This window comes from Rhizobium sp. BK602 (genome assembly GCF_014195095.1).
Lineage (GTDB): Bacteria > Pseudomonadota > Alphaproteobacteria > Rhizobiales > Rhizobiaceae > Rhizobium.
In genome coordinates, this window is the sequence record NZ_JACIBC010000007.1 from 162,412 (window position 1) to 184,163 (window position 21,752).

The following is a 21,752-nucleotide window of genomic DNA, read 5'->3' on the forward strand; positions in this document are numbered from 1 at the left end:
GATGAAAATTGGCATCGACGCCCGCAATTTCATAACCAGCATGACCGGCATTGGCCGATATGTGCTGGAAATGAGCCGGCATCTCGCGCTGCTCGGGCATCAGCTCTATTTCTATTTGCCGGAAGCGCCTCATTCCGGGCAGGAGGTATTGGCGGCGGGGCAGGTGCGTGTCTCGCGGTTTCCCGGCGGCGTGCGCCGTATGGTCTGGGCGCAGACCGTGTTGCCGCGGCTTGCGGCGAGGGACGAGGTCGACATCTTCTGGGGCCCGGCCCATCGCTTGCCCTATCGTCTCGACCGGCGGATCGCGCGCGTCATCACCATCCATGACCTCGTCTGGCGGGATATGGCCGCCACCATGCGCTGGCAGACCTGGATGGCCGATCGGCTGCTGATGAAGCCGGGCGTTGCCGTTGCCGACGAGATCGTCGCCGTTTCCGCCGCCACGGCCGATGTCTTGAAATCGGAGTTCCCGGCCTGCGCCGGCAAGCTTCACGTCATCCATCCTGGCCTGACGGCGATCGGCGGGGCGCAGGACGCCAAGGCTCTCGCATCCTTCGGCATCGATCGACCCTATATGCTTTTCGTGGGGACGCTCGAGCCGCGCAAGAACCTGCTGCGGCTGCTGCAGGCCTATGCCGCCTTGCCCGAGGCGATACGCCAGCGGTTTCTGCTTGTGCTTGCTGGCGGTCAGGGCTGGCGGCTGGGGGATTTGAAGGGGCATATCGCCCATTTGCAGATCGAATCGTCCGTCCGGTTGACCGGCTATGTATCGGATGCCGATCTGGCGCAGCTTTACGGCCAGGCGCGGTTCCTGGCCATGCCCTCGCTTTATGAAGGCTTCGGCTTCCCGATCATCGAGGCCAATGCGATGGGTATTCCCGTGTTGGCGTCGAACACCTCTTCCATGCCGGAAGTCGCCGGCAATGCCGGCCTGCTCGTCGATCCCAACGACGTGCAGTCGATCCGCAGCGGCCTGGAAAGCCTTGCCACCGATGATGCCCTCCATGCGCGCCTTTGCGCAAACGCCAGGGCGAATGCCGCCCGCTTCGATTGGAGCGAGAGCGCGCGGCAGCTGGAGCGCGTTTTTGAAAAGGCGATCGCCAAGCGCCGTGGCGCTATTTGATCGGACGCATCGCTTTCACGTCAGACATTGACGGAAACGGCGGTGCGTGGATGCCCTTTCCCATCGCGGCCACCGCAAGTGCTCGTCCGGATCAGGCGACCTTCGAATCCACTTTCGTCATCGCCAGGTGCTCCCCCTTCAGCCGCATATTGCACCAGCAGGCGAAGGCGGAGCTGGCGAGTGCCAGGCTTTCGCCGATGGCCAGGCGGTTGTTGGAGTTGCTGAGCAGCGTCAGTGCGAAGAAGAACAGACAGACGGCATAGGCGTGCCAGGCGGCGCGGGGGATGATGGCGGCCTTGTAGGCGCGGCGCACCGTGCGCACGAAGGTGGCGAGCATGAAGGCGAGCACGGCGGCCCCGAACAGGCCGTAGCGCACCAGGATCTCGAGATAGCCGTTGTGCAGCAGCGTGTACTGGATGTGCGAATAGCGCGTCTCGCTCCAGCGCTCGAGCCAGCGGTTGCCCCAACCGAAGACGGGCGCGGAGGAGAAGACCTCCCAGCTGTTCGACCAGAGCTGCAGCCGCTCGTCCATCGACACCGGTGTGTTGGTGGAGCCGATCGTGTTCGTCACGGCACCGCCGAGATCGTGTCCGCCGGTGACGCTTTCCAGCATCGCGACGGTCGCCGTCACGGTCGGGCCCGCCGTCTTGTCGAGATTGTGGCGCACGCTGTAGATGCCGGTGACGAGCAGGATGGCGGCGATGGCGATGACGATGGCGCCGAGCTTCAGGCGCAGATAGCTCAATGCCACCAGCGCCAGCAGCGGCAGGGTGATGCCGAGTGCCAGCCAGACGCCCTTCGACTTGGCGCCGTAGATGGCGATGAAACAGAGGCCGACGATGAAGGGCGAGACGATATAGGCAAAACGCGCGATCCGCCGGTCGCTCGACTTGTCGGTCAGGTAATGCAGCAGCCAGAACAGCGTGAAGATCACGATCATGCCGCAGGCGACGGCGCCGTGGATCTGGTTGTTCATGATCAGCGGCTTGACGGTCTCGCCGGCGAAGACCTCGCGGAAATGCTGGGTGGCGATGAGCATGGTCAGGGTCACGGCGAAATAGGCCGCGACGATCTTTTCCAGCAGCGCCTCGTGCAGCAGAAGGGCGACGCCGAGGATCGGGAAGAAGAAGGGAAAGGCATAGAGCCAGTCGGAAGCGCCGATATCGTGGCCCGGCGTCAGCCAGTAGGTGACGCCGAAGCGGGCGAGCACATAGGCGGCCCAGCCCATGCACAGCCAGCCGATCCAGTCGGTCCTGGGCCGCACCGGCGCCTTCATGTAGTAATAGAGTGCGATCAGCGACAGGAGGGCGCAGGCGTAGCGATAGGCATCGCTTTCGACCAGGGTCGGGGAGGCGACGAGAATCCAGAGCAGGCTTCCGAAGATCGCCAGGGGCCACGGCATGATGCCCGTGGGGCGCGTGCCGGCAATGGCTCCGGCCGTAAGCTCGGCCTGCGGTTTGTTCGCGCGCACGTCGTCCAATGGTGTCTCCGCCTTCGTCCGGTTCGATTCATTCGGCCTGTCGAGCATTCACGATGGCCAGTAGGGCTGTAAAGGGGCAGGAATACGGCATTTTTGGCATGGGCTTGTCCGCCATCGCCGTTTCCGCTCGAGGCTGGCCAGAATTGGTTGACGCAATTCCGGACGGAAAACCGCTGCGCACTTTTCCTGGAATTGCTAATGGGTCACACCATCGCTGCGCAGAACCTTCAAGGCCGTCAGAAAGATGATCTTGAGATCGAAGAGGAAGGAGCGGCGGCGCAGATAGTCTTCGTCCAGCGCCACCTTCTGCGGGATCGGCAGTTCGTCGCGGCCATTGATCTGCGCCCAGCCGGTCAGGCCCGGCAGCAGCGCGTCGACGCCGCGCTCGGTGCGCAGCGCGATCAGGTCGTGCTGGTTGAAGAGGGCGGGGCGGGGGCCGACGATGCTCATCTCGCCCTTCAGGATGCACCAGAGCTGCGGCAGCTCGTCCAGGCTCGATTTGCGCAGGAAGGAGCCGATCGGCGTCAGATAGGCATTGGCGTCCTTCAGCAGGTGTGTGGCGACCGCTGGCGTATCGGTGCGCATGCTGCGGAATTTCGGCATGCGGAAAATCCGGTTGCCGCGCCCGACGCGATCCGACCAGTAGAGAACCGGGCCGGGGGAGGTCAGCCGCACGGCGGCGGCGACGATCAGGACCGGAATGGAAAAGACGACGGCTGCGGCGAGGGCGGCAAGGAAGTCGAATAGGCGCTTGGCGATCGTATAGGGCATCGTCTCTGATGATCTGACCGGAGCCGATTTCGCGGCGCCGATGATGGGTTTACGTGCAGTCCATCTCATATCATGCATTTATGCACAATCGTCCCAGCGAGGATTTTGTCGGGCCTGTTCCTTCTCGGCGGAGTATGCGAAAGCATGGCCAATCGGATGTATGAGCGTAATCGAAGGGCGATGGGCGCATGATGCTGGTCACGGGGGCAACGGGTTTCGTCGGGCAGGCGCTTTGCACGGAGCTCTCGCGACGGGGGATCGAGCATCGCCCCATCAGCCGTGATCCGCGGCCCGGTTTCCTGGCCATGGGCGCGATCGATGGTGCGAGCGATTGGTCCGCTGCACTTGCGGATGTCGAAACCGTCGTGCATCTGGCGGCGCGCGTCCATGTCATGAACGACAAGGCCGCCGATCCGCTTGCCGCCTTCCGTGCCGTCAATGTCGATGCCACGGTCAATCTGGCAAGGCAGGCGGCCAGCGCCGGCGTCCGTCGTTTCATCTTCCTGAGCTCGATCAAGGTCAATGGCGAGGCGACCGCGCCGGGCAGGCCCTTCACCGCATCCGATGCGCCGCATCCGCAAGACCCCTACGGCCAGTCGAAGCTGGAGGCGGAGGAAGCGCTGCTGGCCGTCGGCGCGCAAACGGGCATGGAGATCGTCATCATCCGCCCGCCGCTCGTCTATGGGCCGGGGGTGAAGGCGAATTTCGCGAGCCTGATGACATGGGCCGGGCGGCCATTTCCCTGGCCGTTCGGCCTCGTCGAGAACAGACGGTCGCTGGTCTTCGTCGGCAATCTCGTCGATTTCATCTTGGCTTGCGCCCGTCACCCGGCGGCGGCGAACCGGGTGTTTCTGATCAGTGACGGCGCGGATCTTTCGACCGGGGGGCTGATCGGCAAGCTTGCGACGGCGATGGGGAGACGAGCGCTCATGCTGCCCGTTCCGTCGCGCCTGCTGGAAGGGCTCGCGGCGCTCGCCGGCCGTCGCGCGGCGGCCGAGCGTCTTTTGGGGTCGCTGCAGGTCGATATCGGCGAGACGATCGCGGTCACCGGCTGGTCGCCGCCTTTTTCGGTCGATGAAGGGCTGCGGCTGACGGTGGCCGCAGCCATGCAGGATCGGTCGTAACGGCCTATCCCTTTGTTTCTACGCAATTCCGGACGGAAAACCGCTACGCACTTCTCCTGGAATTGCTCTAAAGGCTCCAGACGGCGTGGCCTTCAAGCAGCGGATTGTCGCGTTCCAGCGCCGCCTTCACGTCGACCACCACGCCGTTTTCGCCGAGCAGGGTGAGGATTTCCGCCGCGCCATCCGCCAGGTAGGACTTATGGGGAACCGCGAGCACCAGGGCGTCGAGCGTGCCGAACTCGTCGAGCGACGCCAGCCGCACGCCATATTCCTCTTCCGCCTCGCCGTGGCTCGCCATGGGATCGTGCACCAGCGGCTCGAGGCCGAACTGGTGCAGTTCGCGGATGATGTCGGGCACGCGGCTGTTGCGCAGGTCCGGCACGTTTTCCTTGAAGGTCAGGCCGAAAATGCCGATGCGGGCGCCGTTGATCGGTTTTTGCGCCGAAACCAGCATCTTGATCAGCTTCTGGGCGATGAAGGCGCCCATGCCGTCATTGATGCGGCGGCCCGACAGGATGACTTCCGGGTGATAGCCGAGCTCTTCCGCCTTGGCGGTGAGATAATAGGGATCGACGCCGATGCAGTGGCCGCCGACCAGGCCGGGGGTGAAGGGCAGGAAATTCCACTTCGTCTTTGCCGCCTTCAGCACATCGGCGGTGCGAATGTCCATCTTCTCGAAGATGATCGACAGCTCGTTCATCAGGGCGATGTTGAGGTCGCGCTGGGTGTTTTCGATCACCTTGGCGGCTTCCGCCACCTTGATGCTCGGCGCCTTGTGGATGCCGGCTTCGACCACCGCACCGTAGACGGCGGCGATCCTTTCGAGCGCTTCCTCGCTGTCGCCGGCCACCACCTTCACGATGCGCTCGAACGTATGTTCCTTGTCGCCGGGATTGATCCGCTCCGGCGAATAGCCGAGATGGAAATCCTCGCCCTGGCGCAGGCCCGAGACCTCGGCGAGCACGGGGCCGCAGACTTCCTCGGTCACACCGGGATAGACGGTCGATTCATAGACGACGATGCCGCCCTTTTTCAAAGCCTGTCCGACAGTGCGCGAAGCGGAGATCATCGGGCGCAGATCCGGTTGCCGGTTGCGGTCGATCGGCGTCGGCACGGCGACGATGAAGATGTCGCGGTCGCGCAGATCCTGGATGTCGCCGGTGATGCGCAGCCCGCTTTCCCTCAGGCGCGCCGGCGAGACCTCGCGCGTGTTGTCCTCGCCCGCTTTCAGGGCGGCGACCCTGGAGGCCTTGATATCGAAGCCGACGACATCGGGAAATTTTTCGGCGAGCGCGATGGCCACGGGCAATCCGACATAGCCCAGGCCGATGACGGCAATTTTTTCGGTCAACACAATCTACCTCGAACAATCGACCTGAATTAGCCCAAACCGCAGGGGCATGTCAGCGCAAATCTTTGTGTCGAGGTGCGAATTCAGGTGCGTGTCAGATCAATGTGAATATCAGGTCGGGGCTTTGCAATAGGGAGATCGGCAAGACGCCGCCCCTCGTTTCGAGGCGATCGAATAATGAGAAGGCGTCGCGCGTTTGCTCCCGTGTCCTTCCCAAGGAGATCATTGATCATGCAGAATTTCGACAGCGCAGCCGCCGGCGAGCGGGCCACCCGCTACGACCGTTTCACCATTACGCTGCACTGGCTGACCGCGGGCCTGGTCCTGGCCCTGTTCGGGACGGCGCAGATTTGGGATTTTGCCGCCCGCGGCACGCCGATGCGCCTGGGATTGATTTCTCTGCATGTCTCGCTCGGCATCCTGCTCGCCGCCGTCCTCCTGCTGCGCATCGTCTGGCGTCTCCTGACGCATCGGCGCGTCGCGCCCGCCGTCTCGGGGCTTCAGCATGTGGCCTCGACCCTCGTGCACCTCATTCTCTATGTGCTGATGGTCGCGCAGGTCTCCTATGGCTTGCTGATCCGCTGGGCGTCCGCCAATGCGCCTGATTTCTTCGGGCTTTTCTCGATTCCGGCCCTTGTGGTCGTCGATCCGGCGACGCGGCGGGTGATCGGTGAACTGCACAGCGTCACGGCCTGGCTGATCATCGCCGTCGCCGGACTGCACGCCGCCGCTGCCCTGGTGCATCACTATGTGTTGCGCGATCAGGTGCTCGCCCGCATGGTCCCGACCCGGGGATAGCCTGCGACACTATCGAAACTTTCCCTCTCCGGACCTATTTAGTATTCTGAGACCAATTCTCGGAAAGCGTGGTTCGCGATGCGAAACAGCTATCTCAAACATCTTCGTGACCAGCGGGAAGCGCTGGAAGCCAAGCTCGAGCTGCATATAGCCCGCTATTGTTTCGGCGAGGGCGAAGTCGACGACGGTACGGAAGCGGAGTTGCGGCAACGCATTACGGAAATCTCGGAGGAAATCGCCCGGCTCGAATCCCAGTGGGGCGAGTAGTTCACTGGTTCCTGGACGCAGTCGCTGCGTTGTGGGGTCGGGCTGCTGTTCGGCGTCGCAAAAGATGGCAGGAAATCCTGCATGGGGTTCAATTGCCAATCCGCAAAGGGTGGATTGGCAATAAGGGCAGTTGCATCCGTGGATATTGGTGCTTGGCAGGACGTAAACGGCTGGCCGACCGCGCAAGCTCCGGCCTTGACCAAGTCGTCGGCTCCGGCGAGGTCGGTCAGCAGGCCTATTTTCATCGCTTCATCCGGCGTAATGAGCCGTATCGAACTTGGAGCAGCACTCATCGCCATATCGAGGATCGACCTATCAACGCCCATTTTCTTGAAATAAGCGAGGATCTTTGACCGCAGCGATTTCGAGAGTTTTGTGCTGTCGTACAGTCCGACAAATTTACGGCTGAGCTCCTGGCGGTTGATGATGTGCTTCTTGCCGTTAATGACCTGATATCTCATCCGGTAGAGTATCCGCTCCTGGTCATAGGTCGTCCTTATCTGATGGACGCCCGTGATGCTGAAGGGGCTGACGACGCGTCTGACGCCGGCGGACAGCACGAAAGGGCAGGCCGAAAGACATGTGGCGCCGACGGAATAGACGACGCCTTTCGCGCCGGCGCGCCAGCCATCGCCGCAGAGCGGCTGGCCGTTTGGACAGGACAGCAGCCTGGTGCCGCCCACAGCCACGGACAGGCCGCGCTTCCGGATGATCTCACCCATTTCCATCGCGGCCGCTACATTTCCGCCGGGCGAGTTCACGATGATGGGCAATTTCCTGTTGCCGATGCTGGCCAGAAGCTTGCGCAGATCGGCGGGAGATCGCGCATCGATCATGCCTTCGGCCGCAATCCAGTCCATGCAGCCCTCGGGCCGACAGTTGCCGGAGTTGGGGTCGGCATGAACCAGCATGAATTGCATTGGCGCGCCCGGCACCTGGGCGACCACAGCCGTCGTCAATCCAAAGAGTGCCAATCCTGCCATGGCTCCACGCCGACAAGCTTCAGCGGCGCCACGCACAAGATGCCAAAAAACTACGAAAATCATGAAGCGCCCCCAGCTCTCTGGGCGGAAAGCTAGCAAAGCACAACCCAATTGGGCAAGGGGATACAACCTCGATATGTAGCATATTGCGGCCTGTGTCCATTCTTGACGCTGCCCGCCTTGCTCCTTTCCCAAGCCTTGCAAGTCGGCTACAGCTCTCTAAGTCTATGCGTCGGATCGAACCGGTCCGCCGCGCTTCGGGCGGCAAATCGTTATGAGTCGAGAAGGGATGGCGAATGGCAGGGGAAACGGTTCTTGTGGTCGGGGGCGCCGGCTATATCGGTTCGCACACATGTCTGGATCTGGCGAACAAGGGATTCCAGCCCGTCGTCTACGATAATTTCTCCAACGGTCATCGCGAATTCGTCAAATGGGGTCCGGCGGAGGAGGGCGATATCCGCGACCGGGCGCGGCTCGACGAGGTGCTGGCGAAATACAAGCCGGCGGCCATCCTGCATTTCGCGGCGCTGATCGAGGTGGGCGAATCGGTCAAGGACCCCGTCTCCTTCTATGAAAACAATGTCATCGGCACGCTGACGCTGCTTTCGGCGGCGCAGGCGGCCGGTGTCGGCGCCTTCGTCTTCTCCTCCACCTGCGCCACCTACGGCCTGCCGCAGAGCGTGCCGCTGGACGAGAGCCACCGGCAGGTGCCGATCAATCCCTATGGCCGCACCAAATATATCGTCGAGCAGGCGCTTGCCGACTACGATCAGTACAAGGGGCTGCGCTCCGTGGTGCTGCGCTATTTCAATGCCGCCGGCGCCGATTTCGAGGGCCGCATCGGCGAATGGCACACGCCGGAGACCCATGCCATCCCGCTGGCGATCGAGGCAGCACTCGGCCGCCGCCAGGGCTTCAAGGTCTTCGGCAGCGATTACGACACGCGCGACGGCACCTGCGTGCGCGACTATATCCACGTTCTCGATCTGGCGGACGCGCATGTGCGGGCGGTGGAATATCTGCTGAGGGGTGGTGAATCCGTCGCGCTGAATCTCGGCACCGGCACCGGCACCACCGTCAAGGAGCTGCTGGGCGCGATCGAAACCGTGTCGGAGCGGCCGTTCCCGGTCGAATATGTCGGCCGCCGCGAGGGCGATTCGACCACTCTGGTCGCCAACAACGACAAGGCCCGCGATATTCTCGGCTGGTCGCCGCAATATGATCTCTCGCGCATCATCGAATCCGCCTGGAACTGGCATGCCAAGTCCAACCAGCACTGATCGGACGGCGTCGGGCAGGCGCCCGAACGTGCTGCTGATCTCGGCCGACCAATGGCGGGGCGATTGTCTCTCCGCCGTCGGCCACGCCTGCGTCACGACGCCGAATGTCGATGCGCTGGCGCGCGAGGGCGTGCTGTTCGCCCGGCATTATGCCGGGACGGCGCCCTGTTCGCCGGCAAGGGCCTCGCTCTATACCGGCCTTTACCAGATGAACCATCGCGTCTGCCGCAATGGGTCGCCGCTCGATGCCCGGTTCGACAATCTGGCGCTTGCCGCCCGCCGCGCCGGCTACGATCCGACGCTGTTCGGCTATACGGATACCGCGCCCGATCCGCGCGGCATGGACGCGAACGATCCGCATTTGACGACCTATGAGGGCGTGCTGCCCGGTTTCAGCGCCCGCCAGCTCTTGCCCGAGCATGAGAAGCAATGGCTTTCCTGGCTGCGCTCGCGCGGGCACGCGGAAGCGACGAGCCGCGATATTCATATTCCGGTCGGCGCCAGGCCCGGTGAAATCTCCGATGCCGCGCCCTCCTATTCCAGGGACGAGACGCAGACGGCCTTTCTCGCCGGCGAATTCATCCGCTGGCTCGGCGAGCAGGATGCGCCCTGGTTCGCGCATGTCTCGTTCCTGAGGCCGCATCCGCCTTTTTCGGTGCCGGAGCCCTATAACCGCATGTTTGCGCCAAGCGACGGGCCGGCTTTCGCGCGCGCTCCCGACCGGAAGACGGAGCAGGCGGCGCATCCCTTCCTCGCCTTCGCCTTGCCGCAGATCGGCAAGGGCAGTTTCATTCATGGCGGCGAAGGGCCGGCGAGCGACTGGACGGAAGGCGATCTCTCGGCGATCCGCGCCATCTATTACGGCATGATCGCCGAGGTGGATGCGCAGCTTGGGCGGATCTGGCAGGCGTTGAAGGATGCCGGCGCCTGGGACGAGACGCTGATCGTCTTCACCTCCGACCATGCCGAGATGATGGGCGACCACTGGATGCTCGGCAAGGGCGGCTTTTTCGATGGCAGCTATCACGTGCCGCTTGTCATCCGCGATCCCGGCCATCCGGCCGGGGCGGGGCGGCGAGTGGACCGTTTCACCAGCGCCGCCGATATCTTCCCGACGCTCTGCGACCGGTTCGGCCTCGTGCCCGGCAATCATCTGGACGGCGGCACGCTTGTGCCCTTCCTCGACGGCAGGGAGCCGGCTGGATGGCGCGATGCGGCTTTCTGGGAATTCGATTTCCGCGACATCGCCGGCGGCGAGGCGGAGCGGCATTTCGGGCTGGGATCGAATGCCTGCAATCTCGCCGTCATCCGCGACGAGCGCTTCAAATATGTCCATTTCGCCGGGCTGCCGCCGCTGCTCTACGATCTGGAAAAGGACCCGATGGAGCTCGTCGATGTCGCTGGCGAGGAGAGCTATGCGGCGGTCCGCCTCGCCTATGCAGAAAAGCTGCTGTCGCTGCGGGCCCGGCATCTCGACCAGACGCTCGCCTATACCGAGCTCACGGAAAAAGGGCCGGTCACGCGCCGGCCCTGAAGTGGATCAGGCAAAGGCGCCGAGATAGGTCATCTTGCCGACCGGCAGGCCGCGGCTGCGCAGGATGTCGTGCGCCGTGGTGACGTGGAAGAAGAAGTTCGGCAAAGCGAAGTTTGCGAGATAATCCTCGCCGCGGAAGGTGATCTTGTTGCCGCCGGGCGCGATCGTCACGTCGTGGTTCTCGCTGCCTTCCATCGTCTCCGGCGTGATCGTCGCCAGGAAGGCTTCGGTCTTTTTCAGCCGCTCGCGCAACTCGGCGACGGTCGTCTCATTGTCTTCGAAACGCGGCGCGTCGATGCCGGCCAGCCGGGCGATCGCAAGCTTGGCGCTGTCGGTGGCGCGCTGAAACTGGCCGGAGAGCGGCAGCATGTCGTCGATGAGGCGGGCGCCGACGAGCTCGTTCGCATCGATGCTCTTTTCCGCCGCATGCGCCTCGATCTTGTCGAGATAGGTCGCAAGGACCGCAAGGCCGCGCTGGAAGATGGGGACTGAAAAACGGTACATCGAGGGCATGCTGGTTCTCCATGATCGGCCGGTTTCGGCCTGGGGGCGATCGAATTCCATGCTGTGCCGATGCCGATGGAATGTCCGTTCCATCGTATCTGACGACCCAGATGTGGGTTCTGACATCGCATTTTACAGTCTTTTTCGCGTTGAAAGTTTGTTCGCGGCCCATTGTTTTCCGCTTCCTTGGATGTGCCCAGAAAATAGGGTTGACGTCTCCATCAAGAAATGGAATAAATATTCCGCATAGAGAATTTTACGGTTTGTTTGTTCCGTTTTGTCGGCATCGTTATGGGAGTGACGATTGCCAGGATTGTTGGCCCTGCGGTCGAGACCGAGGGTTCCGGCATCAAGGAGGGGTGCGGCCGGGCACCATAATCGGGAGGAAAATCATGAGAAAACTCATTCTTGGCTCTGCAATGGCGCTTATGCTGTCGACCGCGGCGCATGCGGAAACCATCGGCGTATCGATGGCGCTGTTCGACGACAACTTCCTGACCGTTCTGCGCAACGGCATGCAGGATTACGCCAAGACCCAGAAGGGCGTGACGCTGCAGGTCGAAGACGCGCAGAACGACATCGCCAAGCAGCAGAGCCAGATCCAGAACTTCATCGCCAGTAAGGTCGACGCCATCATCGTCAACCCGGTCGATACCGACGCAACCGCCGCCATCTCGAAGCTGGCGGCCGAGGCGAAGATCCCGCTCATCTACGTCAACCGCGAGCCGGCGAACGTCGACAGCCTGCCGGAAGGCCAGGCCTTCGTGGCCTCGAACGAGGTCGAGTCCGGCACGCTGGAAACCAAGGAAGTCTGCCGGCTTCTCGGCGGCAAGGGCAAGGCCGTCGTCATGATGGGCGAACTGTCCAACCAGGCCGCCCGCATGCGCACCAAGGACGTTCATGACGTTCTCGCCACCGACGAATGCAAGGGCATCAGCATCGTCCAGGAGCAGACTGCCAACTGGCAGCGCACCCAGGGCGCCGACCTGATGACCAACTGGCTGTCCAGCGGTATCGAATTCGACGCCGTCATCTCCAACAACGACGAAATGGCGATCGGCGCCATCCAGGCGCTGAAGGCTTCCGGCAAGTCGCTCGACAAGATCGTCGTCGCCGGCGTGGACGCCACGCAGGACGCTCTGGCCGCGATGCAGGCCGGCGATCTCAAGGTCACCGTGTTCCAGGACGCGGCCGGCCAGGGCAAGGGCGCGGTGGATGCCGCGCTGAAACTCGCCAAGGGTGAGAAGGTCGAGAAGAAGGTCTACATTCCCTTCCAGCTCGTGACGCCGGCCAACGTCAAGGACTTCGTCAAGAAGAACTGACGCCGCCGCTATCGACGGATGCGGGCACAGCGCCCGCATCCCTGCAATTCCGACAGGCCCCGGGAGGAAAAAGATGGTTGTGAGCCCGTCCACCATGGCGGCGGTGCGCGCCAGCGGCGCGGTCCCCAATGCCGCCTATCTGCTGAGTGCCGAAGGCATCCGCAAGGAATTTCCGGGTGTCGTCGCCCTCGATGACGTTTCCTTCCGCCTGAAGCGCGGCACCGTGCATGCGCTGATGGGCGAAAACGGCGCCGGCAAGTCGACGCTGATGAAGATTCTCGCCGGCATTTATGTGCCGGATCAGGGCGAAGTGCTGCTGAAGGGCGTTGAAATCCGCCTGAAATCGCCGCTCGACGCGCTGGAAAACGGCATTGCCATGATCCATCAGGAGCTCAACCTGATGCCGTTCATGACGGTTGCGGAGAATATCTGGATTCGCCGCGAGCCGAAAAACCGCCTGGGCTTCGTCGATCACGCTGAAATGAACAGGAAGACGGAAGAGCTCTTCCGCCGCCTGAACATCACCATCGATCCCGAAATCCAGGTGCGCGAGCTTTCCGTCGCCAGCCGTCAGATGGTCGAGATCGCCAAGGCGGTCTCCTATGATTCCGACGTGCTCATCATGGACGAGCCGACCTCGGCGCTGACGGAGCGCGAGGTGACCCACCTCTTCGACATCATCCGCGGCCTGCGCGAACAGGGCATCGGCATCGTCTACATCACCCACAAGATGAACGAGCTGTTCGAGATCGCCGACGAATTCTCGGTGTTCCGCGACGGCAAATATATCGGCACGCATGCTTCCACCGACGTGACGCGCGACGACATCATCCGCATGATGGTTGGCCGCGAGATCACCCAGATGTTCCCGAAGGAGGAGGTGCCGATCGGCGAGACGGTTCTGTCCGTCAAAGATCTGAGCCTGAACGGCGTGTTTTCCAATGTCTCCTTCGATGTGAGGGCCGGCGAGATCCTCGGCGTCGCCGGGCTGGTCGGTTCCGGCCGCTCGAATGTCGCCGAAGCCCTGTTCGGGGTGACGCCGGCCTCGTCCGGCACGATCGAGCTTTTCGGCAAGAAGGTCGAGGTGACGACGCCGGCGGTGGCGATCCGCCACGGCATGGCGTTCCTGACGGAGGACCGCAAGGATACGGGCTGTCTTCTGATCCTCAGCGTGCTCGAAAACATGCAGATCGCCGTGCTGCACGACAAGTTCGTGCGCGGCGGCTTCGTGCAGGAGGGCTCGATAGAGCAGGCCTGCGAGGAGATGGCGCGTAAGCTGCGCGTCAAGACGCCGAACCTCGACGAGCGTATCGAGAACCTGTCCGGCGGCAACCAGCAGAAGGCGCTGATCGGCCGCTGGATGCTCACCAATCCGCGCATCCTGATCCTGGACGAGCCGACCCGCGGCATCGACGTCGGCGCCAAGGCGGAAATTCATCGTCTGGTCACGGAAATGGCGCGCACCGGTGTCGCTGTCATCATGATCTCTTCGGAGATGCCCGAGGTGCTCGGCATGAGCGACCGCATCATGGTGATGCATGAGGGGCGGGTGACCGGTTTCCTCGATCGCGCGGAAGCAACCCAAGTCAAGGTGATGGAACTGGCGGCGCAATGACACGCACCGGCCATCGCAAAGGAGGATTGAACCATGGTTAGCAAAGTTGCAGAGGCGACCGCGCCGGCGGTGACGCGTCCGAGGCGCCGTCGCGTGCCGCCGGAACTCGGTATCTTTCTGGTGCTGATCGGCATCGCGCTCGTCTGCGAGATCCTCGGTTGGATTTTTGTCGGCCAGAGCTTCCTGCTCAACCTGCAGCGCCTGAAGATCATGATCCTGCAGGTCTCGGTCATCGGCATCATCTCCGTCGGTGTGACGCAGGTCATCATCACCGGCGGCATCGATCTGTCGTCCGGCTCCGTGGTCGGCCTCACGGCCATGGTGGCGGCGAGTTTTGCGCAGTCCTCCACCTGGGCGCGGGCGCTCTATCCGTCGCTGACGGACTTGCCGTTCTTCGTTCCGATCGGCATCGGCCTGCTGATCGGCCTGCTGGCCGGTTTCATCAACGGCCAGCTCATCACGAAGACGAAGATTCCGCCCTTCATCGCCACGCTCGGCATGATGGTCTCGGCGCGCGGCCTGTCGAAGCTCTATACCAAGGGCCAGCCGATCTCGGGTCTTACCGATCAGTTCAACTTCATCGGTTCCGGCATCTGGCCCGTTATCGTCTTTCTGCTCGTCGCGCTGATCTTCCATATCGTGCTGCGCTACACGCGCTACGGCAAGTTCACCTACGCGATCGGCGCCAACCTGCAGGCGGCGCGCGTCTCGGGCATCAATGTCGAGGCGCATCTGATCAAGGTCTATGCCATCGCCGGCCTGCTGGCGGGCCTTGCCGGCATCATCACGGCGGCGCGTGTCCAGACGGCGCAGGCCGGCATGGGCGTGAACTACGAACTGGATGCGATCGCGGCGGCCGTCATCGGCGGCACCTCGCTCACCGGCGGTGTCGGCCGCATCACCGGTACGATCATCGGTACGGTGATCCTCGGCGTGATGATCTCGGGCTTCACCTTCCTCAACGTCGATGCCTACTACCAGGAAATCGCCAAGGGCCTGATCATCGTCGCCGCCGTCGCCGTCGACGTCTACCGGCAAAAGAAGCGCGCCAAGCGCTGACGCAGCCGAGACATCGTCAGCCATTTGGAGGCGGGAGCTCTTGCTCCCGCCTTTTTCCTTGTCGCGTTCCGGTGCAGATTTTTTTCACGGGGGTATGGCGAATCCCGCCATCTTTTCTATTCTTGCCGCTTTCCCTCCGCGCACTCGAGCGCTTCATTCCAGGATAGATGATGCAATCCGTATTCGATGGCCACAACGACGTTCTGCTGAGACTCTGGCACCATTCGCATGAAGGCACCGATCCGGTCGCCGAATTCAGGGATGGGATATCGACCGGTCACATCGATGCGCCGCGCGCCAGGGCGGGCGGTTTGGCCGGCGGCCTCTGCGCCATCTATATTCCGTCGGGCCATCTCGTCTTCGCCGAGCCCGACCGCAACGGCCATTATGCCACGCCGCTGGCCGAGCCGCTGGAACGGCCGCCGTCGCTCGACATCGCGCTGGAAATGGCGGCGATCGCGCTCAGGCTCGATCGCGCCGGCGCCTGGAAGCTTTGCCGTTCCACAGCCGAAATCCGCGACTGCATGGACAAGGGCATCTTCGCCGCCGTCCTGCACATGGAAGGCTGCGAGGCGATCGACGCCGATCTTGCGGCGCTGGAAACCTTCTATGCGGCGGGCCTGCGCTCGCTCGGTCCGGTCTGGAGCCGCAACAATGTCTTTGCCCATGGCGTGCCCTTCGCCTTTCCGAGTTCGCCGGATACCGGGCCTGGGCTGACGGAGGCCGGTTTTGCTTTGGTGCGCGAATGCAACCGGCTCGGCATCGTCATCGATCTCGCCCATATCACCGAAAAGGGCTTCTGGGACGTGGCGAAAACCTCGGACCAGCCGCTGGTCGCCAGCCACTCCAATGCCCATGCCTTGACGCCGGTGGCCCGCAACCTCACCGACAAGCAGCTCGACGCCATCAAGGAAAGCCGCGGTATCGTCGGGCTCAACTATGCCACCGCCATGCTGCGCGCGGATGGCCGTTCGGACGCCAATACGCCGATCGATGCGATGGTGCGCCATGTCGATCATATGGTGGAGCGCGTCGGCATCGACTGCGTCGGCCTCGGATCGGACTTCGACGGAGCGACGATTCCGGCCGATATCGGCGATGCCGCGGGCAATCAAAAGCTGATTGCTGCCCTTCGGAACGTTGGCTATGGTGAGGCCGATCTTGCGAAGTTGTGCCGGGAGAACTGGCTTCGCATTCTGGCGTCCGCCTGGGGAGAAAGCCGCGCGCCGCGTGCATGAACAGTATCGATAAGCGTTCAAATCAGGGGAATAAAAACATGATGATGACCAGGATGAACCGCCGCTTCCGCGTCCTTTCGGCCGGTGCGGCTCTGGCGCTGCTGACCATGGCGGCGCCCAGCGCGTTCGCCGAAACGCCGAAGGACACGCTGGTCGAAGGCTTCGCCTTCGACGATATTCTCAGCATGGACCCGGCCGAGGCCTACGAGCTTTCCGCCGCCGAGATCACCGGCAATAGCTATAGCCTGCTCGTTCGCCTGGATATCAACGACACGTCCAAGATCCAGGGCGATCTTGCCGAGAGCTGGTCGGTCTCCGACGATCACCTGACCTATACGTTCAAGCTGAAGCCCGGCCTGAAATTCGCCTCCGGCAATCCGATCACCGCCGAGGATGTCGCCTGGTCCTTCGAGCGCGTCGTCAAGCTCGACAAGAGCCCGGCCTTCATTCTCACCCAGTTCGGCCTCAACGGCGACAACGTGACGGAAAAGGCCAAGGCTACCGACCCGAACACCTTCACCTTCACCGTCGACAAGCCTTATGCACCGAGCTTCGTGCTGAACTGCCTGACGGCGACGGTGGCGGAAGTGGTCGACAAGAAGCTGGTTCTGCAGCACGTCAAGCCGGCGACGCCGACGGCCGACTTCAAGTATGACAACGACTTCGGCAATAGCTGGCTAAAGACCGGCTTTGCCGGTTCCGGCCCGTTCAAGCTGCGCGAATGGCGCGCCAACGAAGCCGTCGTGCTCGAGCGCAACGACAATTATTACGGCGAAAAGCCGAAGCTCGCCCGCGTCATCTATCGCTTCATGAAGGAAAGCTCGGCACAGCGCCTGGCGCTGGAGAACGGCGATATCGACGTCGCCCGCAACCTGTCGCCGACCGATCTTGCCGCCATCGAGAAGAACGCGCAGCTTGCCTCCACCAACGCGCCGAAGGGCACGATCTACTACATCAGCCTCAACCAGAAGAATGCCAATCTCGCCAAACCTGAGGTGCAGCAGGCGTTCAAGTACCTGGTCGACTATGACGCCATCGGCAAGACGCTGATCAAGGGCATTGGCGAAGTCCACCAGACCTTCGAGCCGAAGGGCATGCTTGGCTCCTTGGATGAAAATCCGTTCAAGCTCGATGTCGCCAAGGCAAAGGAGCTGCTGGCCAAGGCGGGCTTGCCGAACGGCTTCTCCGTGACGATGGACGTGCGCAGCATCGAGCCGGATACCGGTGTGGCCACCTCGATCCAGCAGACGCTCGGCCAGGCCGGAATCAAGGTTGAGATCATTCCCGGCGACGGCAAGCAAAAGCTCACCAAGTATCGTGCTCGTAACCACGATATCTATTTCGGCAACTGGGGCAACGACTATTGGGACCCCCATTCCAACGCCGATACCTTCACGAACAATCCCGACAACGCCGACACCAGCACCAACAAGACCCTTGCCTGGCGCAATACCTGGACGACGCCTGAACTGGACAAGGAAACCAAGGCTGCCCTGTTCGAGATCGATGCCGCCAAGCGCGGCGCCATGTATCAGGATATCCAGAAGAAGTACCTGGATGCCAGCCCCTTCGTCTTCCTGTTCCAGCAGACGGAAGTGGCCGGCTATCGCAAGGATGTGAAGGACTTCAAGCTCGGCCCGAGCTTCGACACCAACTTCGTTTGGCCGGTCTCGAAGTGATAATCCGGCAGGATTAGTCCTTTGAGCACAGTCGAACGCAAAATGGAGGTGCGGCCCAAAAAGGGCCGTGCCGCGCCCATTCTGATGGGCGTGCTGCGCTTCCTCGTCGTGGCCGTCACGACCTATCTTGGCCTGCTGGCCGTGACCTTCTTCATCGGACGCGTCATTCCGATCGATCCGGCATTGGCGATCGCCGGTGACCATGCGCCCGCGCAGGTGCTGGAGCGGCTGCGCCGCGAAATGCATCTGGATGAGCCGCTCTATCGGCAATTCTACTATTATCTGGTCAGCGCGCTCACCGGCGATTTCGGCACCTCGGTGCTGACGACCAATCCGGTGATGGACGATATCCGGCGCGTCTTTCCGGCCACCATGGAGCTTGCCACCGTCGGGACGATCATCGGCGCGGTCATCGGCGTTCCCTTCGGCGTGCTCGCCGCCGTGCGCCGCAACAGCCTGATCGACCAGATCGTTCGCGTCATCGGCCTTGTCGGCTATTCGCTGCCGGTCTTCTGGTTGGCGATGGTAGCGCTCGTGATCTTTTATGCGCAATTGCGCTGGGTGGCCTATCCCGGCCGCATCGACATCGCCTACGAATATAGTTTTACGCCGGTCACCGGCTTCTTCCTCCTCGACAGCGCCCTGCAGGGGCAGTGGGACGTCTTCTGGGACGTGTTCCGCCATATCATCCTGCCGGCTTCGCTGCTCGGCTATTTCTCCCTTGCCTATATCAGCCGCATGACGCGCAGCTTCATGCTGAACGAACTCAGCCAGGAATATATCGTCGCTGCCCGCGCCAAGGGGCTGTCGGAAACGCGGGTGATCTGGGGGCATGCTCTGCGCAGCGCCATGGTACCGCTGATCACGGTGATCGCGCTGTCCTATGCATCGCTGCTCGAAGGGTCGGTGCTGACGGAGATCGTCTTCTCCTGGCCGGGCATCGGCTTCTATATCACCAGCTCGCTGCGCAATGCCGACATGAACGCCGTGCTCGGCGGCACCATCGTCATCGGCACGGTCTTCATCGGCATCAACCTGCTTTCCGATCTGCTTTATCGGACCCTCGATCCAAGGACGCGACGTAGATGACGGCTGGAACCACGCAAATTAGCTGGCGTGACTGGCTGCTGTCGGACCGGCCGCAGTCGCGTCGGCAGGCAAGACTTGGGCGTGCCTATGTCACCTGGCGGCAATTCTCCGCCAATCGTCTGGCTGTTGTCGGATTGCTGATCATCCTTGCGCTGGTGCTGATCGCCGCGCTTGCCGATGTCATCGCGCCGCATTCGCCCGTCATCGGTGACCTCACCAATGCCTATCTGAAACCGCCGGGCACGGCGGGCTATCTTCTCGGCACCGACGATCTCGGCCGCGATATCCTCTCGCGCCTGATCTATGGGTCGCGATGGACGCTCTACATCGTCATCCTGGTCGCGATTATTTCGGCGCCGATCGGGCTGATCATCGGTATGGTCTCCGGCTATCTCGGCGGCTGGGTCGATACCGTGCTGATGCGGATCACCGATATCTTCCTTGCCTTCCCGAAGCTGGTGCTGGCGCTCGCCTTCGCCGGCGCGCTCGGGGCGGGCATCGAAAACGCGATCATTGCCATCGCCATCACCTCCTGGCCGCCCTATGCGCGCCTGGCGCGGGCCGAGACGATGACGGTGCGGCGTTCGGACTATATCGCCGCCGTGCAGCTGATGGGCGCCTCGCCGCTGCGCATCATCTTCCGGCATGTCATGCCGCTCTGCGTTTCCTCGGTGATCGTCCGCGTCACGCTCGACATGGCCGGCGTCATCCTGACGGCGGCGGGTCTCGGCTTCCTCGGCCTCGGCGCGCAGCCGCCGCTGCCGGAATGGGGCGTGATGATCGCCTCCGGCTTCAAATATTATCTCGACCAATGGTGGGTGGCCGCCATGCCCGGCATCGCCATCCTGGTCGTCAGCCTCGGCTTCAACCTGCTCGGCGACGGCCTGCGCGATGCGCTCGATCCGAAGGAGAGCGGCCAATGACGGCGATGTTGACGGTCGAGAACCTCAAGGTTCGCTATCCCACCCGCACCGGCGTCATCGAGGCGGTGCGCGGCGTCTCCTTCACGCTCGGCCGCGAGCGGCTCGGCATCGTCGGCGAAAGCGGTTCCGGCAAATCGCAGACCGGCCGCGCCATCATGGGCCTGACGTCCTCGCATGGCATCGTCACCGCCGACCGGCTGAACTTCAGCGGCATCGACCTCTTGTCGATACCGGCCAAGGAGCGTCGCTCCTTACGCGGCAAGCGCATCGCCATGGTGCTGCAGGACCCGAAATATTCACTCGATCCGGTCATGTCCATCGGCCGGCAGATCACCGAGACGCTGCGCACGCATGAGAAGGTGAGCAGGGCGGAAGCGCGCGAACGGGCGCTTGCCATGCTGGAGGCCGTGCAGATCCGCGATCCCAAGCGCGTCTACGACCTGCATCCGCATGAAGTCTCCGGCGGCATGGGCCAGCGCGTGATGATCGCGATGATGCTGATCGCCGGGCCGGAGCTGCTGATCGCCGATGAGCCGACCTCGGCGCTTGACGTGACCGTGCAGCTCGATGTGCTCAGGATCATGGACAGGCTGGTGTCGGAGCGAGGCATGGGGCTGATTTTCGTGTCGCACGATCTCAGGCTTGTCTCCTCCTTCTGCGACCGGGTGATTGTTATGTATGCCGGCAAGATCGTCGAGGAACTCAAGGCCTCCGAGCTCAACAATGCCCAGCATCCCTATACGCGCGGTCTGTTGAACTGCATGCCTGTGATCGGCGAGGATCGTCATCCGCTGCCGGTCCTCGACCGCAAGCCGGAGTGGGCGGCATGACGGCGGCGCTTGCGGTCGACGGCCTCAGCGTCGTCTATGACGGTTATTATGCCCTCGATGCGGTCAGCATCGATGTGAATAGGGGCGAATCCTTCGGTCTGGTCGGCGAATCCGGCTCGGGCAAATCGACGCTGCTGCGCGCTGTCGCCGGTCTGGCGCCGGTCAATGCCGGTACGATCCGCGTCGACGGGCAGGCGCTTAAAGGCTCGAAACGCGACAAGACGTTCTATCGCCAGGTGCAGATGGTGTTTCAGGACCCCTATGGCTCGCTGCATCCGCGCCAGACCATCGATCGGCTGCTGCTGGAGCCCCTGGCGATCCATGGCATCGGCGACAGCGAGACGCGCATCGCCCGGGCGCTCGACGAGGTGGGTCTTGGCTCCGGCTTCCGCTTCCGCTATCCGCACCAGCTCTCCGGCGGCCAGCGCCAGCGCGTGGCGATCGCCCGCGCCCTGATCGTCGAGCCGTCCGTGCTGTTGCTCGACGAGCCGACCTCGGCGCTGGATGCCTCCGTGCAGGCGGAAGTGCTCAATCTCCTGGAGCAGGTCCGTAGGGATCGCCACTTGACGTTCGTGATGGTCAGCCACGATCTCGGCGTCGTCACCCATATGTGCGAGCGCCTGGTGGTGATGCAGAACGGCGCCGTGGTCGAGCGGCTGGCTGCCCGCGATCTTGCGGCCGGCAATGTCCAGGAGGACTATACCCGCAACCTGATGATCGCCAGCAAGGGGTTCGTCCGCGATTGAGCCGATGGCGCCGGCCCGTGTTAACGAATCCGGTGC

At 62.8% G+C, this 21,752-nt stretch carries 19 protein-coding genes; 15 read left to right on the forward strand and 4 right to left on the reverse strand.

Features of this window, described 5'->3' with window-relative positions; translation table 11 throughout:
* Nucleotide 1: 1 nt before the first annotated feature.
* Nucleotides 2-1,123, forward strand: coding sequence for a glycosyltransferase family 1 protein (locus FHX11_RS22565; protein WP_184361099.1), 1,122 nt, complete (start codon nucleotides 2-4; stop codon nucleotides 1,121-1,123).
* Nucleotides 1,124-1,214: 91 nt separating this feature from the next.
* Here FHX11_RS22565 and FHX11_RS22570 read toward each other — a convergent pair whose 3' ends face one another.
* Nucleotides 1,215-2,594, reverse strand: coding sequence for an O-antigen ligase family protein (locus FHX11_RS22570; RefSeq protein WP_348649728.1), 1,380 nt, complete (start codon nucleotides 2,592-2,594; stop codon nucleotides 1,215-1,217).
* A 204-nt stretch (nucleotides 2,595-2,798) separates the two neighbouring features.
* Nucleotides 2,799-3,374, reverse strand: coding sequence for a sugar transferase (locus tag FHX11_RS22575; protein WP_184361104.1), 576 nt, complete (start codon nucleotides 3,372-3,374; stop codon nucleotides 2,799-2,801).
* A 188-nt stretch (nucleotides 3,375-3,562) separates the two neighbouring features.
* On the opposite strand from FHX11_RS22575, the gene FHX11_RS22580 reads away from it, so the two are divergent.
* Entirely contained in the window at nucleotides 3,563-4,498 is a 936-nt protein-coding gene (locus FHX11_RS22580; protein WP_184361107.1) for an SDR family oxidoreductase, read from the forward strand.
* Nucleotides 4,499-4,565: 67 nt separating this feature from the next.
* On the opposite strand, the gene FHX11_RS22585 is transcribed toward FHX11_RS22580, so the two are convergent.
* On the reverse strand, nucleotides 4,566-5,852 hold the full coding sequence (locus FHX11_RS22585; protein ID WP_184361110.1) for a nucleotide sugar dehydrogenase: 1,287 nt from the start codon (nucleotides 5,850-5,852) through the stop codon (nucleotides 4,566-4,568).
* A 228-nt stretch (nucleotides 5,853-6,080) separates the two neighbouring features.
* Here FHX11_RS22585 and FHX11_RS22590 point away from each other — a divergent pair, with 228 nt between their 5' ends.
* The 4 genes from FHX11_RS22590 (at nucleotide 6,081) to FHX11_RS22605 (ending at nucleotide 10,711) form a co-directional block, all read left to right on the forward strand.
* Nucleotides 6,081-6,647 carry a cytochrome b gene (locus tag FHX11_RS22590; protein ID WP_184361113.1) on the forward strand — a complete coding sequence of 189 codons (567 nt, stop codon included), beginning with the start codon at nucleotides 6,081-6,083 and terminating at the stop codon, nucleotides 6,645-6,647.
* A 78-nt stretch (nucleotides 6,648-6,725) separates the two neighbouring features.
* Nucleotides 6,726-6,914 carry a hypothetical protein gene (locus FHX11_RS29985; protein WP_246781117.1) on the forward strand — a complete coding sequence of 63 codons (189 nt, stop codon included), beginning with the start codon at nucleotides 6,726-6,728 and terminating at the stop codon, nucleotides 6,912-6,914.
* Nucleotides 6,915-8,193: 1,279 nt separating this feature from the next.
* Nucleotides 8,194-9,177 (forward strand): UDP-glucose 4-epimerase GalE, encoded by a 984-nt coding sequence (gene galE, locus FHX11_RS22600; protein WP_184361118.1) that lies wholly within the window; start codon nucleotides 8,194-8,196, stop codon nucleotides 9,175-9,177.
* Complete coding sequence (locus FHX11_RS22605) at nucleotides 9,155-10,711, forward strand: alkaline phosphatase family protein (protein WP_184361122.1); 1,557 nt, start codon at nucleotides 9,155-9,157, stop codon at nucleotides 10,709-10,711. The genes galE and FHX11_RS22605 overlap by 23 nt, the downstream gene beginning before the upstream one ends.
* A 6-nt stretch (nucleotides 10,712-10,717) precedes the next feature.
* Here the strand turns inward: FHX11_RS22605 and FHX11_RS22610 are convergent, their stop codons facing one another.
* Complete coding sequence (locus FHX11_RS22610; RefSeq protein ID WP_184361125.1) at nucleotides 10,718-11,224, reverse strand: DUF1993 domain-containing protein; 507 nt, start codon at nucleotides 11,222-11,224, stop codon at nucleotides 10,718-10,720.
* Between the two features lie 383 nt (nucleotides 11,225-11,607).
* Between FHX11_RS22610 and FHX11_RS22615 the strand changes: the two genes are divergently transcribed.
* The 9 genes from FHX11_RS22615 to FHX11_RS22655 all read left to right on the forward strand — a co-directional run bounded on the left by FHX11_RS22615 (nucleotide 11,608) and on the right by FHX11_RS22655 (nucleotide 21,716).
* The gene (locus tag FHX11_RS22615; protein ID WP_184361127.1) at nucleotides 11,608-12,537 is read left to right on the forward strand and encodes a sugar ABC transporter substrate-binding protein; all 930 of its coding nucleotides are present in this window, start codon (nucleotides 11,608-11,610) and stop codon (nucleotides 12,535-12,537) included.
* Between the two features lie 73 nt (nucleotides 12,538-12,610).
* On the forward strand, nucleotides 12,611-14,152 hold the full coding sequence (locus tag FHX11_RS22620; RefSeq protein WP_184361130.1) for a sugar ABC transporter ATP-binding protein: 1,542 nt from the start codon (nucleotides 12,611-12,613) through the stop codon (nucleotides 14,150-14,152).
* A 33-nt stretch (nucleotides 14,153-14,185) separates the two neighbouring features.
* Complete coding sequence (locus tag FHX11_RS22625; protein ID WP_184361133.1) at nucleotides 14,186-15,211, forward strand: ABC transporter permease; 1,026 nt, start codon at nucleotides 14,186-14,188, stop codon at nucleotides 15,209-15,211.
* Between the two features lie 170 nt (nucleotides 15,212-15,381).
* The gene (locus FHX11_RS22630) at nucleotides 15,382-16,449 is read left to right on the forward strand and encodes a dipeptidase (protein ID WP_184361581.1); all 1,068 of its coding nucleotides are present in this window, start codon (nucleotides 15,382-15,384) and stop codon (nucleotides 16,447-16,449) included.
* Nucleotides 16,450-16,487: 38 nt separating this feature from the next.
* Nucleotides 16,488-18,128: an ABC transporter substrate-binding protein gene (locus FHX11_RS22635; RefSeq protein WP_184361136.1), complete on the forward strand. Its 1,641-nt coding sequence runs from the start codon at nucleotides 16,488-16,490 to the stop codon at nucleotides 18,126-18,128.
* A gap of 21 nt (nucleotides 18,129-18,149) precedes the next feature.
* The gene (locus FHX11_RS22640; RefSeq protein ID WP_184361139.1) at nucleotides 18,150-19,217 is read left to right on the forward strand and encodes an ABC transporter permease; all 1,068 of its coding nucleotides are present in this window, start codon (nucleotides 18,150-18,152) and stop codon (nucleotides 19,215-19,217) included.
* Entirely contained in the window at nucleotides 19,214-20,140 is a 927-nt protein-coding gene (locus FHX11_RS22645) for an ABC transporter permease (RefSeq protein ID WP_184361142.1), read from the forward strand. Before FHX11_RS22640 ends, FHX11_RS22645 begins: the two co-directional genes overlap by 4 nt.
* On the forward strand, nucleotides 20,137-20,970 hold the full coding sequence (locus FHX11_RS22650; protein ID WP_184361145.1) for an ABC transporter ATP-binding protein: 834 nt from the start codon (nucleotides 20,137-20,139) through the stop codon (nucleotides 20,968-20,970). The genes FHX11_RS22645 and FHX11_RS22650 overlap by 4 nt, the downstream gene beginning before the upstream one ends.
* The gene (locus FHX11_RS22655; RefSeq protein ID WP_184361148.1) at nucleotides 20,967-21,716 is read left to right on the forward strand and encodes an ABC transporter ATP-binding protein; all 750 of its coding nucleotides are present in this window, start codon (nucleotides 20,967-20,969) and stop codon (nucleotides 21,714-21,716) included. The genes FHX11_RS22650 and FHX11_RS22655 overlap by 4 nt, the downstream gene beginning before the upstream one ends.
* Nucleotides 21,717-21,752: the final 36 nt, after the last annotated feature.